Genomic DNA, 12,957 nt, shown 5'->3' with positions numbered 1-12,957 from the left:
GTTCGCTAAAACTATGTATTAATAATTATATATTAGGAGGTTGTTTATGCTTATTACCGAAAATATGAGAATTTCAGAAGTTGTTGAACAATATCCCCAGACGGTTGCTGTTTTTCGCGATCATGGTATGGGATGTTTTGGTTGTGCAGCTGCACGATTTGAGAATATTGGACAAGGAGCAGCAGCTCACGGCATCGACATAACGACATTAATCAGCGCTTTAAATAAAGCTATAGAAAATAACGCTTCTGATTAAGACTTGGTATAATCTAAAACCACTAGCATCAAGCACATTCCCTTTTAATTATGGAACAACAATAATATTCTTTGCTATTTCATAATCTAAAGCAATTTGTGTATATCCTATTTTTAACACATAGGCAGGATAGGTTTGTAAAATTTCTATTTTCACCCCAGGCAATACCCCTAAAGCTGTTAGTTTGCGTAAATGATCCCCACTTGTTGATAATAGACGCACAACATGTACCATCGTATTTTTTTTACACCTAACAATTGGTATAAGGTGAGCCATATCGTCCACTCCCTTTTTCAGAGTAAAGAATATATTCTACAAAGTAAGATTAAGAATCGGTAATATTTTAGAAAGCAGCAAACCTCCCATAAAGGCCAAAAAGATAATCGCAAATAACATTATAATTGAAATAAATAACCCTCGTTCTTTTATCATTACCGCTGCTTGCGCAATACAAGGTACAAATAAGGTCAATGTTACACTAGCAATTAAAAGCTGCTCTTTACTTAAACTATGACTAGTAACCATTTCATATAACCCAGCAGCACCATAATCTCTGCGGAAAAACCCCAGTAGAAATGGTTGAGCTGTTTCGATTGGCAAACTAAGTGAACTCATAACCGGCTGCATCGAATATATGATATAGGTTAGAACGCCAGCTCGATCACCAATCCATAAAACAATGCTAGTTATTATGAAAATCGGCAGGATTTCTATAAAATACCACCACATACGAATAAAAGCCTTATGTAATACATTTGATAACATCGGCAGGCGCAAAGGTGGTATTTCCATATAAAATGAACTAGAATTGCCAGGTAACAAACTTCCTGACAACCTTCCAACGATTCCAAAAATGATGAGGACATAACACCCCCATATAGTTAGAGATAAAAATGAATCCGACAATAATGCTAATATAACACCAAGCTGTGCCGAACAAGGTATGGTTAAAGACAATAAGAAAGTAGCTAATATTCTTTCTCGGCGTGTTTCCAATGTTCGCGTTACCACACGTAACATACAAAATCATAAAAAGCTCTTACTCTCCAAGAAAAAGCTTTGCCCTTGTCCATTTTCATTTCAGCCGATATTACTCGGCTTGATTCAGATTAAGAGTAGGTAGCAGAAAAGGTTCTAAAGCATCTAGTAAATCATTAATGAGTTTTGGTGGTGGATTATTTTCCGGATATACAATACCATCAAATTCATACTCAAAAACAACCTCCATTTTCATCCCCCCATAGGGTATATGCTCTGCTCCTTGTCTAATATTAATAAATTGGTGAAAACATCACCAGATGTTATTCTATAAATGAAGACGTATGTTGATAAAGGAAGAGACAGCTTTAGCAGCTGTGTCTTCCTTTATCAACATACGTCTTCAAGTATATTTTATCATGCAATCTAATATATATTTGGTGTGACAATAAAAGTCTTACTAATGTATTGCTTTTTTCTTTACTCTGCCGCCCATGGCATCATGTACATCTGTTATTGTAATGAAAGCATTTTCGTCCTTCTCCTTTACAATCGCTTTGAGTTTAGCAATTTCAAGTCGAGTAAGAACAGAATAAAGAATTTTTTTATAATCACCTGAGTATCCACCTTCACCATGAAGAATTGTCACTCCCCTTCCTAAACGAGCCATTAAAGCATCAGCTATTTCATCTGGATTATCCGAAACAATCAGGATGCCTTTTGACTCATCTAACCCTTCAATGGTTATGTCTATAACCTTAAAAGCAATAAAATAGGCTACCAAAGAATACATTGCTTTATCCCAGCTAAAAATAAACCCTGCACTAGCTAAGATAAAAATATTAAAAAACATGACTATTTCACCTATAGAAAACCCCGTTTTTTTATCTAATATAATAGCCACAATTTCCGTGCCATCTAAAGATCCACCATATCGAATAATTAAGCCAACTCCAATTCCAATAATAATCCCGCCAAAAACAGCTGACAAAAAAGGATCTCTCGTAACTTCTGATATAGGATGAAAAATAGAAACCCAATAGGCTAAGGAAAATATTGAAAAAATAGTTGATATGGCAAATGTTTTTCCGATCTGTGTATAACCTAAATATATAAAAGGTAGATTTAACAATACCAGAAATATACTTAAAGGCATTGAAGTCAAATGACTTGCCATAATTGATATGCCCACAATACCGCCATCAATGATTTGATTTGGAACCAAAAATTCCTCTAATCCCACAGCGGTAAAGATAGATCCGATAAAAAGCATGATATACTTCTTAAATTTTTCTATCAGTAATTTTCTTTTTTTTAACATAAAACGCTCCTCCCATATGTATTTCCCCTTATTCCTACAGCAATACGATTTATAGTAGGATAAAAAATATCAATTTTATGCAGAAATAATCCCTTGCTTTACAACACCACTCTATAATTATTTTCTATTTTAATTTACGATTTCCTGTTATACCCTACAAAAAAATACAATTTCCTCTAATCTATATACCGCCTTTCTAATAAATCTTACTTTTCGGGAGGATGCAATGAATGCGATTTACTGCCGTGTAAGTACAGACCTTCAAGCAGAAATAGGCTATTCGATTGGTGACCAAATTCGCACTTGCCATGAGCATGCTGCTAAACTTGGATTGGAAACCTCTAGCAGCTCCGAATATATTGATGATGGTTATAGTGGCGAATATTTAGAAAGACCTGCCCTCGATCGTCTAAGAGATGATCTGCATAATAAAAAAATAAAAAATGTCATTGTTTATGATCCTGATCGTCTTAGCCGCAACTTAACGAATCAATTGCTATTAGCTGATGAAATCGAAAAATTGAATACAAAGCTATATTTTGTAACTGGCAGCTACGATGCTTCACCTGAAGGGCGTTTATTCTTCTCGATTCGTGGCGCCATCAGTGCCTTTGAAAAAGCTAAAATTCGTGAACGTACATTACGTGGTAAACGTGCCAAAGCACGGAGCGGCAAGATGATTCAGAAAAGTCGTGCCTATGGCTACGACTGGGATGATGAGAATAGTACATATATCGTCCACCAAGCTGAAGCTGCAGTCGTACAAATGATCTATGATTTGTATCTTAGCAAGAAAGTTACAATTAAAGATATTGCTATCTTTCTGCGTCAGCAAAACATCACGAACCAGCGGGATAAGCCTTTTACTCTTTCTATGATTTATCGAATCTTAACGGATGAAAAATACGCTGGCACCAAATGGTCTTTTAATAAATATGAAAAGAAAATCAGTCAATATAAACGTAAAAAGATATCTAGACCACAAGAAGATTGGATTCCAATCCCTATTACTCCGATTGTAACAATTGATCAATTCCAAAAAGTACGACAGATTCTAACTGAAAATAAACGTAAAAGCCCACGTAACACAAAGCATGAATATCTGCTGCGCAACTTCCTTAAATGTTCAGTTTGCGGTTATAGCTTGTCTGCTCATTCTAAGAAACATTCATCTGGTAAAGAATATACCTGGTATAAATGTAACTCAGGAGGAAGTGATAAATCGCTAGTCCCCTGTGGTAACCCAGCGATTTCATCACTTGAAATTGATGAAGTCGTATGGAAACATCTCTGTACTATTATAAAGAATAATAAAGAACAGCTTTTGCTTGTCCCACAAAATAGTACGGCGTCTAACGCTGGCCAAATAAAATCTATCAAAAATCACCAAAGTGAACTTCAAAAGAAACAAACAACAATTCTTCGATGGTTTAGTGAAGGCATGCTAACTTCTAATGATGCAGAAAAAGAACTTAATCATTTGAAAAAAGAACTTCAAACGCTTTCTGAGTCGCTTATTAAACTTTCTTCGAATCCTAAAAGTACTGCAAAAATACATCCTGAAGAATTTTTTGCCGCAAAATCCTTTATTGAACGGCGGGCTATCATTGAAAAACTAGGTTGGAAATTCTACATTGATCATCGCGTGGCACCGATAAAAATCCGTTTTAAGGTGTAGTCTTTATCAGAATTTTTATCTTTTACTTCTCACCATAACTGCCATTGTGCCGCAGCCTAATCCCAAGGCGAAAGGAATTACAGCTCTGCCATTTAATCCAATTTTTTTAAATATAAAATCCATTAACATGGCTAAGCGAGGTAAATATCCACTATCTTCTAGAATGGCAAACATAAAGAAAAAGGTACTAACAATCGGTAAAATAATAATAAATGCATAGCGGAACCCTAAAGTAAAAAATCCATATTTCCCCATTATTAATGATTGTAACCAATCCCAAGGCATATATTGATATACATAATATTCCATTAAAGGATTTATATAAGGAACAAAGAGATTCAGATCTAAATACTCAACTAAAAACCCTGCTCCAAATTTCCCTACAAATTGATAGATTCCAAAAAATATTACTAAACATAAAATAGGTATGCCTGTAGCAGGCTCCCTAGTTAAACGGCTTAATGTTTCGCCCACACCTCGCGAATATATCTTTCTTTCCTCCAGAACAGAGTCACAAATACGATCAATTGCACGCTGCCGCTCTACAGCTAGAACATATTCCATATCATATTGGTAATAAGAATTAAGCTTATTGACCTCTGCTAAAATTTCTGGAAATGCACGTTCCTTATGATTTGCCAATGCATACAATATTTTATCGCCTTGTATAAGTAAAAGAGCTGTCATACGACGAGATAAGCCATACTCTCCTTTTATTTTAGCACTGATAGAATGAATAGCTTGTTCTATATTAGGAGAAAACAGTAAAGAAAAGCGAGGTTTACCACACGAATACTCTTGAACTTCTTCTTTAATCTTTCCTAGACCAAGACCTTTTGTGGCAATGGTAGCAATAACTGGAATTCCCAAAATTTCAGATAAACACTCTAGTTTTAAATAAATACCATTTTTCTTTGCTTCATCTATCAAATTTACAACTAATATAACAGGGAAGCCCATATCAATAAGCTGCAGCGTAAGATGTAGCATTCTACGAATATTTTTAGCATCAATTACATGTAATACAATATCCGGCTTCTCCTGGCACAATAACATTCGTGATACTCTCTCTTCCTCTGTAATGGGTATAAGAGAGTACATACCCGGAGTATCAATAAATTCATATACTTTTCCATTTATTTTGCTATATCCCCGAGAAATATCAACTGTGGTTCCTGGATAATTGGATACTGCCACATATTGACCAGTTAGGTAGTTAAATATTACACTTTTACCAACGTTAGGCGAACCAACTAAAACTACTTTTGCCAATAGTTCCGGCCCCCCACTCTTAAAAATTATGTTGCTATTGTCTATTCCATCAGCAACATAATTAGAACAAAAAAACAACCAATAACAGCATTTACTGTTATTGGTTGTCCTACTTTATAATATTGATGAAATTTTATCACTAATAGCAGCTTTCGGCATAAACCCTAATAATTTATCCACCTTTTCTCCATCTTTAATTAGAATCATAGTGGGTAAACTCATTACACTATATTGCTGCGCCAGTGCTCTATTTTCATCTACACTAATCTTTACCACTTTAACCTTATCTCCCAAATCAGCAGCTAATTCGTCAAGTATTGGAGATAACTTCGTACAATGACCACACCAAGGTGCCCAAAAATCTGCTAATACAGGTAATTTTGACTCCATTACTTCACTCTGAAAATTTTCCTCATTCACATGAATTACATTTGCCATTGATTATGCCTCCTTTTTCCTCATTTCTACCATGACACATGCATGATGAACAACATTAAGTCCTAACTCTTCTGCTGCTTGAATAACCTGAGGAGCATCTGCTCCAGGCTGCAACCAAACATTATTTATACCAATTTCTGCACATTCATGCATAATTTTTTCGCCAACTTTAGGAGGTACTACTATATCTACAGCCTCTGGCTTTATTGGCAAATCCTTTAGTGTTGGATAACATTTTTGTCCAAGGATCTCTGCAACACCAGTATTAATAGGATATACTTCAATTCCAGCCTCTAACATTACTTTGAAGATTTTATATCCAAATTTTTCTTTATTATCAGTTGCTCCAACCACTGCCCAAGTTTTTAAGTTTAGCATAGTGTCAATGTTACTCAAAGATTTACCTCCTTATATTAACTTTTACTTACATTATATTACCTTTGGGTATTTCTGGTCAACCTATGATTATTTTTCAAAAAATAAGGCGAATAAGGATAAACAAATTTCAATACCAATTAATATGATAACCGCCCATTCTAAGCGAGTTCCCCTTTTGGAATGAGCCAATCCTGAAAAAACTTCTATAATATCCATTAATGTATCTATTTTATGACGAAGTTTTTCATAACGATCCGTTAATTCAAATAATATGGTAAGTTCATCAAATAGTTCGCTAGCCTCCTCATTATTCCAAGTAATTGCTGGTTTGTCCAATAACATAACATACGAAATGGTGCTTAACTTAAATTCTAAAATACTCGCTGACATTTTTGCTAGTTTTTCATCTGATACTGTTAACTCTCCACGGTATAAATTATTGACAACTTCTTCAATCTCATCTAAAACCCGAGAAATATCAGATTCAATTTTTTCTAAAGCTACAGATTTTGCCAATACCGTAGAAACAATATCAAATTGATATTCGGCTATTTGCTTCGTAACCATATAATCATTATTAATAGCCGATTCACTTTCTGAATTAATTTCAATCTTATATTCATCAACATACTTAAATGTATTTGTATCATGTATACCGTTTTCAATCGTTTTTAAATAATTGATAACATCCATAATTTCATGATATTGAAAGTTTAAAAATACAATACTGCCAAAATGAAATAAATAGACTCTTTTCATTTCTATTTCACGAACAATGCCTTGTAATTCAGTACCTTTTAATATTAAATATTCTTCCCATTTTAGTTTACGATTACTACCAAAATGTTGAGAAATTTTATTTAAATTAATTTCATTATTTAGAACAATTGCTTTAAACTCCGTTTCAGCCATGATCTCACTCTCCATTTGAGCTACTTCTGCTATTTTACCCCATGTAATAGGTCATTCTTAAAACAACCTATTGATTTAGTTATAATTGCTTTTCTCTGTATAATAGGATATTTTATTATATAGATACTAACCATAAAGAGAGGTCTATTTATGAACATTCAAATCTTTGGTACAAAAAAATGCCAAAATACTCGTAAAGCTGAACGATATTTCAAAGAACGAAAAATCCCCTATCAATTCATTGACTTAACTTTAAAGGCCTTAAGCAAGGGAGAGTTAAGCAGTATAAAAAGATTTATTGCTTTGAAGGATTTAATTAATACGGAAAGTAAAGAATATGAGGCAAGTAATTTAAGATATATCATCCATAATACAGAGGATATTTTACTAAACAATCCTTTATTACTTAAAACACCTATCGTAAGAAACACTTCAAAGGCTGCAACAATTGGATACTGTCCCGAGGTTTGGAAACAGTGGCAAGCTTAAACCACTAATTTTCTAATAAAGAAACCATAAAGGTGCAATCTTACCTGATGCTCATATGAGTAACATGTAAAAGACAGCACCTTTGTGGCTCTTTTTTATATTCTTTTCGATAACCAAGGCAGGAAAATAATTTTGCTTATAATCTTGCCAATAAAGATTTTATTTCTTCTAAGTAGTTATTTACATCGAAATACAATACTTCTCCTGTACGTCTTACTTTCACTTCAATGATATTTTCATTAATTGTTTTAGGTCCAACAGTAACTTTTAAAGGATATCCAATCAGGTCAGCATCTTTAAATTTCACTCCAGGTCGTTCATTACGATCATCAAAGACAGCCTCAATACCTGACGCATTTAACGTTTTATAGATTGAATTTGCTAAAGACATCTGTGCCTCATCTTTAGAGCTAATCGGTACAATGACAACATGATATGGTGCTATCGCTGCTGGCCAAATAATTCCATACTCATCGTTATTTTGCTCAATTGTTGCAGCCATAGTGCGACTCACGCCTATGCCGTAGCACCCCATAACCATAAGCTGCTCTCTGCCATTCATATCTAGATAGGTAGCTTTTAATGCATTACTATATTTAGTATGCAGTTTGAATACCTGACCGACTTCAATCCCTCTGGCAGTTTTCACTGGTAAGCTGCAATGAGGGCAAGGATCATTCTCCTGAATTAAACGAATATCAGCAATGATCGTAGGAGAAAAATCACGTTTAGCATTTACGTTGCAGTAATGTTTATCAGAAGTATTTGCCCCACAAACAGCATTATATTGGTTCATAACAGTAGAATCAGCAATCAGCATTGGAGTTTTTATTCCAACAGGACCAATGAAGCCCGGAATACTACCCAGGGTTTCCACTATTGTCTTTTCATCTGCTAACTCAATTGTTAAACAATCCACTAGATTCTGCAATTTAATTTCATTGACTTCATGGTCACCACGAACTAAGGCTACTACAACTCCCTTATCAGTATTATACACAAGAGTCTTAATTACCTTATCAGCGGTAATTCCTAATAGAGTTGTTACGGCTTCTATCGATTTGGTCCCTGGTGTATCAACGATACTTAAGGTTTTTAATTCCTCTTTTGGTATTGAGATCGCTTCTAATTCCGCTTTTTCTACATTAGCTGCATATTCACATGATGGACAATATACAATAGCAGCTTCACCTGAATCAGCAATAACCATGAACTCATGCGTACCACTGCCGCCAATTGCCCCACCATCAGCTTCCACAGCCCTAAAGGTTAACCCGCAACGATTAAAGATAGCAGTATAGGCTTCATACATTTGATCATAGCTTTTGGCAAGACCGTCCTCATCTTTATCAAAGGAATATAAATCTTTCATAATAAATTCGCGACCACGCATTAATCCAAAACGGGGACGTCGTTCATCACGATATTTATTTTGAATTTGATAAAGCTTCAAAGGCAATTGCCGGTACGAGCGTACATCTGAGCGTACCAATGTAGTAATCATTTCTTCATGAGTAGGCCCAAGACAGAAATCCCGGTTATGCCGGTCCTTCAACCTGAACATTTCATCACCGTATACATCCCAGCGCCCAGTTTCCTGCCACATTTCTGCTGGCTGGATAATAGGCATCAATAATTCCTGACCTCCTTTAGCATCCATTTCTTGGCGCACAATATTTTCAATTTTTCTAAGTACTCTCAAAGCCAATGGCATATATGTATAAACTCCACCAGCCGCTTTGCGAATCATACCGGACCGCAGCATAAGCTGATGGCTTACTATTTCGGCTTCCGCTGGAGTTTCCCGTAATGTGGGAGCATATAATTGTGATACAAGCATAGTTAATTGTCCTCCTCGATGAGTTTGTCAATTTCTGTGAATAATGCTGTTACTAACTGATCTTCTGAAACTCTTTTTACGATTTCACCTTTACGAAATACCAATCCTTGCCCCTTGCCGCCTGCAATTCCAACATCCGCTTCCTTTGCTTCACCAGGGCCATTCACAACACATCCCATAACAGCAACTTTAAATGGCTTACGTACTTGGCTAAGTTTTTGCTCAACTTGTTCTGCAATTTCTGCCAAATTGATATTACACCGTCCACAAGTAGGGCATGAAATTAAAGTTGGTCCATATTCCTTTAATCCTAAAGACTTTAATATTTCATTTGCAGCCTTTATTTCTTCCACTGGATCACCTGTTAGGGATACACGAATGGTATCGCCAATTCCTTGTGCTAATAAAGCACCAATACCTACCGCTGATTTAATCATTCCCGATTTAATGGTTCCAGCTTCCGTAATTCCCAAGTGCAAAGGATAGTTAACTGTTTCAGACATCAACTGATACGCATTAATAGTCATAGGAACATCGTTGGCTTTTAACGATATTTTAATATCTCGAAAGTCTAATTTTTCTAAGATAGCAATATGCTGCATCGCACTTTCTACCATGCCAGCAGGCGTAGGGTGCCCGCCATATTTCTCTAGAATGCTTTTTTCTAAAGAGCCAGCATTCACCCCTATACGAATCGGAATGCTTCGTTTTTTTGCTTCTTTCACAATGATTGCAACATGAGTTGCATCGGCAATATTGCCAGGATTAATTCGCAGAGCATCAACACCATTTTCCATTGCAGCAATTGCAAAACGATAATCAAAATGTATATCTGCAATTAGAGGTATCTGTACTTTTGATTTAATTTCTTTTATTGCTAGTGCTGCTGACATATCGGGTACCGCTAAACGTACTATATCACACCCTGCTGAACCCAGCTGCATAATTTGAGCTACTGTACCTGCTACATCATCGGTTTTAGTATTTGTCATGGATTGAACAGATATGGGGGCCCTGCCGCCAACCATTACCTTGCCAACATATACAGGATTGGTCATTCTTCGTTGCATAAATTCTGTCATTTCTTCACCTCAAAGTCTACGATCTAGGCAGCAATTACTTAAATTCAGCCTTGATTTTATCCTTCTAAAAAGTTATCTCATTCTTAGAAAATCTTTAATCTGGAAATATCTTTAAAGGTAGCTACTAAAAATAAAAGCATTAATAAGGCAAAGCCAATCATTTGTATAAATTGCATATGCTTTTTCTCTAAAGGCTTCCCTCTTAATCCCTCTACAACTAAGGTTACAAGATGCCCGCCATCAAGCATGGGTACTGGTAACAAATTAATCAGTCCTAAGTTAATGCTCAAAAATGCAGCAAACTGCAGTAGAGGAATCAAGCCTAATTGCGCTACTTCACCCGCCATTTGCGCCACACCAATTGGTCCAGCTACTTCAGCAGCAACCTTTCCTGTAATCATTTGGGCAATGCCAACCACCATACTGCTCGCTACTACATATGTTTGCTTAGCAGCTAAGCCAAATGCTTCAATAAAACCGGGATGATATTTTTCAATTTGCGGCATCACACCAATAATGCCTCGATTGGCTTTTTCGTCAAATTCCGGAGTTACTACCGTTGTTTTAACTTCACCATTATGTTGATATTTTAATGATAGTTTATTACCAGCATTTATTTGTACAATATTTACAAATTCTCTCCATGATGTAATTTCTTGATTATTTACTGCAATGATTGTATCACCAAGGGATAATCCTGCCTGCGCTGCAGGCTTATCAGCAAAAACATTACCGACAATGGGAGAACTTGAAGGAGTATCAATACCTGAGCTCAAAAAAATTGTCAAGAATAATAAGATTGGCAACACAAAATTCATTGTTGATCCAGCTACAATTACTAACATCCTGGCAGGAATTGATTTTGCATTAAAAGAGCGCTCATCTTGCTCCTCATCAGGATCCATACCTGCAATTTTATTGAAACCGCCTAATGGTATAATACGCCAAGAATATAGCGTCTCACCATGCTTATAACTAATTACTTTAGGACCAAAGCCAATCGCAAACTCGTCTACTCGCATACCAGTCATTTTTGCGGTAACGAAATGTCCTAATTCATGAACAAATACCAACAGTCCAAATACAAAAATGGTAGCAACGGTTGTCATCAACAATAGAATCACTCCTATTTTCTTATTATAAACCTATTTAATAGCTTTTAGAATTTCTTGAGCCTTTACGCGCGACCACAAATCAGCACTACAAATGTCATTTAGATCAGGCATCATAGTGACCTTATGATTTTCCATTACACTTTTTATCACCAAGAAAATATCAAGATAACGAATTTTTCCTTGCAGGAAGGCATAAACGGCTTCCTCATTGGCTGCATTGAATACACATGGCAATGTTCCTCCTGTATTCCCTGCAGCAAAAGCAAGTGGTAATATGGGGAAGTTAACCATATCAGGTGCGGAAAAAGTTAATGCAGATAGTGTTGTAAAATCAAGTTTAGGATACTCTGCAGCAACTCTTTCAGGATAAGTAAAGGCATATTGAATCGGCACTCTCATATCCGGTTTTCCTAACTGAGCCATAACAGATCCATCTACAAATTCAACCATGGAATGAACAATACTTTGAGGATGTACAACAACCTCAATTTGAGAATATGGGACATCAAATAACCATCGAGCTTCAATTACTTCTAATCCTTTATTGGCTAGCGTAGAAGAATCCACTGTAATTTTTTTCCCCATTGACCAATTCGGATGCCGTAAGCAATCCTCTATAGTAACATGCTCTAATTCTTCTCTTTTCAAACCATAAAAAGGACCGCCCGAAGCTGTAAGAAGAATGCGATTGATCTTTTTTCTACTTTCCCCCTGCAGACATTGAAAAATTGCACTATGTTCACTGTCTACGGGAAGAATCCTTACATGATTGTCTTGTGCAAGCTGAGTTACCAGCTCACCGGCAGCTACCAATGTCTCTTTATTTGCTAATGCAATATGTTTGCCAGCCTTGATTGCTGCCAGAGTAGGTTTTAAACCAGCAAACCCAACTAAAGATGTCAATACGGTATTCACATTGTCGTGAATAGCTGCTTCTAATAATCCTTCCTCACCAGTTAAAATAACTGTTGACCCCGAATACCTTCTAGTAAGCCTGTCTGCTGCATTCTTCTCTACCAATACAGCTATTTTGGGGTTAAAATATTCAATTTGCTTCTCTAATAAAATATCATTATGATAAGCAGCTAATGCAGTTACACAAAATTGATCTTGGTTAGCTGCAATAACTTCTAAAGATTGTGTGCCAATAGAACCAGTGCTGCCTAAAATCGCTATAGATTGCATTGTAAAAGTCTCC

General features: G+C 35.9%; 15 protein-coding genes. 3 read left to right on the top strand and 12 right to left on the bottom strand.

What is annotated here, in order from left to right; genetic code table 11:
- Positions 1–46: 46 nt before the first annotated feature.
- Positions 47–256 carry a DUF1858 domain-containing protein gene (locus FR7_RS10540; RefSeq protein ID WP_007934769.1) on the top strand — a complete coding sequence of 70 codons (210 nt, stop codon included), beginning with the start codon at positions 47–49 and terminating at the stop codon, positions 254–256.
- 48 nt (positions 257–304) lie between these two features.
- Here the strand turns inward: FR7_RS10540 and FR7_RS10535 are convergent, their stop codons facing one another.
- The 4 genes from FR7_RS10535 to FR7_RS10525 all read right to left on the bottom strand — a co-directional run bounded on the left by FR7_RS10535 (position 305) and on the right by FR7_RS10525 (position 2,555).
- A complete protein-coding gene (locus FR7_RS10535) occupies positions 305–532 on the bottom strand; it encodes a FeoA family protein (protein WP_007934771.1) in 228 nt (75 codons plus the stop codon).
- Positions 533–568: 36 nt separating this feature from the next.
- Positions 569–1,276, bottom strand: coding sequence for a nucleoside recognition domain-containing protein (locus tag FR7_RS10530; protein WP_007934772.1), 708 nt, complete (start codon positions 1,274–1,276; stop codon positions 569–571).
- Between the two features lie 70 nt (positions 1,277–1,346).
- Entirely contained in the window at positions 1,347–1,484 is a 138-nt protein-coding gene (locus tag FR7_RS23840) for a hypothetical protein (protein WP_007934775.1), read from the bottom strand.
- A 210-nt stretch (positions 1,485–1,694) separates the two neighbouring features.
- Positions 1,695–2,555: a YitT family protein gene (locus FR7_RS10525; RefSeq protein ID WP_007934777.1), complete on the bottom strand. Its 861-nt coding sequence runs from the start codon at positions 2,553–2,555 to the stop codon at positions 1,695–1,697.
- Positions 2,556–2,781: 226 nt separating this feature from the next.
- Between FR7_RS10525 and FR7_RS10520 the strand changes: the two genes are divergently transcribed.
- Positions 2,782–4,233, top strand: coding sequence for a recombinase family protein (locus FR7_RS10520; protein ID WP_007934779.1), 1,452 nt, complete (start codon positions 2,782–2,784; stop codon positions 4,231–4,233).
- A 15-nt stretch (positions 4,234–4,248) separates the two neighbouring features.
- Here the strand turns inward: FR7_RS10520 and FR7_RS10515 are convergent, their stop codons facing one another.
- From FR7_RS10515 to FR7_RS10500, 4 genes are all read right to left on the bottom strand, one after another.
- On the bottom strand, positions 4,249–5,505 hold the full coding sequence (locus FR7_RS10515; protein ID WP_007934781.1) for a ferrous iron transporter B: 1,257 nt from the start codon (positions 5,503–5,505) through the stop codon (positions 4,249–4,251).
- 114 nt (positions 5,506–5,619) lie between these two features.
- Positions 5,620–5,943 carry a thioredoxin gene (gene trxA / locus FR7_RS10510; RefSeq protein ID WP_007934783.1) on the bottom strand — a complete coding sequence of 108 codons (324 nt, stop codon included), beginning with the start codon at positions 5,941–5,943 and terminating at the stop codon, positions 5,620–5,622.
- A 3-nt stretch (positions 5,944–5,946) separates the two neighbouring features.
- A complete protein-coding gene (locus tag FR7_RS10505) occupies positions 5,947–6,339 on the bottom strand; it encodes a CoA-binding protein (RefSeq protein ID WP_007934785.1) in 393 nt (130 codons plus the stop codon).
- Positions 6,340–6,408: 69 nt separating this feature from the next.
- Positions 6,409–7,233 (bottom strand): RMD1 family protein, encoded by an 825-nt coding sequence (locus FR7_RS10500; RefSeq protein ID WP_007934787.1) that lies wholly within the window; start codon positions 7,231–7,233, stop codon positions 6,409–6,411.
- A gap of 150 nt (positions 7,234–7,383) precedes the next feature.
- Here FR7_RS10500 and FR7_RS10495 point away from each other — a divergent pair, with 150 nt between their 5' ends.
- The gene (locus FR7_RS10495) at positions 7,384–7,722 is read left to right on the top strand and encodes an arsenate reductase family protein (protein ID WP_007934789.1); all 339 of its coding nucleotides are present in this window, start codon (positions 7,384–7,386) and stop codon (positions 7,720–7,722) included.
- A 136-nt stretch (positions 7,723–7,858) separates the two neighbouring features.
- On the opposite strand, the gene FR7_RS10490 is transcribed toward FR7_RS10495, so the two are convergent.
- From FR7_RS10490 to FR7_RS10475, 4 genes are all read right to left on the bottom strand, one after another.
- Entirely contained in the window at positions 7,859–9,562 is a 1,704-nt protein-coding gene (locus FR7_RS10490) for a proline--tRNA ligase (RefSeq protein ID WP_007934791.1), read from the bottom strand.
- 2 nt (positions 9,563–9,564) lie between these two features.
- Complete coding sequence (ispG, locus tag FR7_RS10485) at positions 9,565–10,644, bottom strand: flavodoxin-dependent (E)-4-hydroxy-3-methylbut-2-enyl-diphosphate synthase (RefSeq protein ID WP_007934793.1); 1,080 nt, start codon at positions 10,642–10,644, stop codon at positions 9,565–9,567.
- Positions 10,645–10,727: 83 nt separating this feature from the next.
- Positions 10,728–11,759 carry an RIP metalloprotease RseP gene (rseP, locus tag FR7_RS10480; protein ID WP_007934794.1) on the bottom strand — a complete coding sequence of 344 codons (1,032 nt, stop codon included), beginning with the start codon at positions 11,757–11,759 and terminating at the stop codon, positions 10,728–10,730.
- Between the two features lie 30 nt (positions 11,760–11,789).
- Positions 11,790–12,944 carry a 1-deoxy-D-xylulose-5-phosphate reductoisomerase gene (locus FR7_RS10475; protein ID WP_007934795.1) on the bottom strand — a complete coding sequence of 385 codons (1,155 nt, stop codon included), beginning with the start codon at positions 12,942–12,944 and terminating at the stop codon, positions 11,790–11,792.
- Positions 12,945–12,957 lie beyond the last annotated feature (13 nt).

The sequence above is a fragment of the Pelosinus fermentans DSM 17108 genome (assembly GCF_000271485.2).
Lineage (GTDB): Bacteria > Bacillota > Negativicutes > DSM-13327 > DSM-13327 > Pelosinus > Pelosinus fermentans.
This window is presented reverse-complemented; position numbering and strand designations above follow the sequence as displayed.

Coding starts and splice junctions, on each gene's coding strand:
- FR7_RS10540 (WP_007934769.1), top strand. CDS start 47: ATGCTTATTACCGAAAATATGAGAATTTCAGAAGTTGTTGAACAATAT.
- FR7_RS10535 (WP_007934771.1), bottom strand. CDS start 532: ATGGCTCACCTTATACCAATTGTTAGGTGTAAAAAAAATACGATGGTA.
- FR7_RS10530 (WP_007934772.1), bottom strand. CDS start 1,276: ATGTTACGTGTGGTAACGCGAACATTGGAAACACGCCGAGAAAGAATA.
- FR7_RS23840 (WP_007934775.1), bottom strand. CDS start 1,484: ATGGAGGTTGTTTTTGAGTATGAATTTGATGGTATTGTATATCCGGAA.
- FR7_RS10525 (WP_007934777.1), bottom strand. CDS start 2,555: ATGTTAAAAAAAAGAAAATTACTGATAGAAAAATTTAAGAAGTATATC.
- FR7_RS10520 (WP_007934779.1), top strand. CDS start 2,782: ATGAATGCGATTTACTGCCGTGTAAGTACAGACCTTCAAGCAGAAATA.
- trxA (WP_007934783.1), bottom strand. CDS start 5,943: ATGGCAAATGTAATTCATGTGAATGAGGAAAATTTTCAGAGTGAAGTA.
- FR7_RS10500 (WP_007934787.1), bottom strand. CDS start 7,233: ATGGCTGAAACGGAGTTTAAAGCAATTGTTCTAAATAATGAAATTAAT.
- FR7_RS10495 (WP_007934789.1), top strand. CDS start 7,384: ATGAACATTCAAATCTTTGGTACAAAAAAATGCCAAAATACTCGTAAA.
- FR7_RS10490 (WP_007934791.1), bottom strand. CDS start 9,562: ATGCTTGTATCACAATTATATGCTCCCACATTACGGGAAACTCCAGCG.
- ispG (WP_007934793.1), bottom strand. CDS start 10,644: ATGACAGAATTTATGCAACGAAGAATGACCAATCCTGTATATGTTGGC.
- FR7_RS10475 (WP_007934795.1), bottom strand. CDS start 12,944: ATGCAATCTATAGCGATTTTAGGCAGCACTGGTTCTATTGGCACACAA.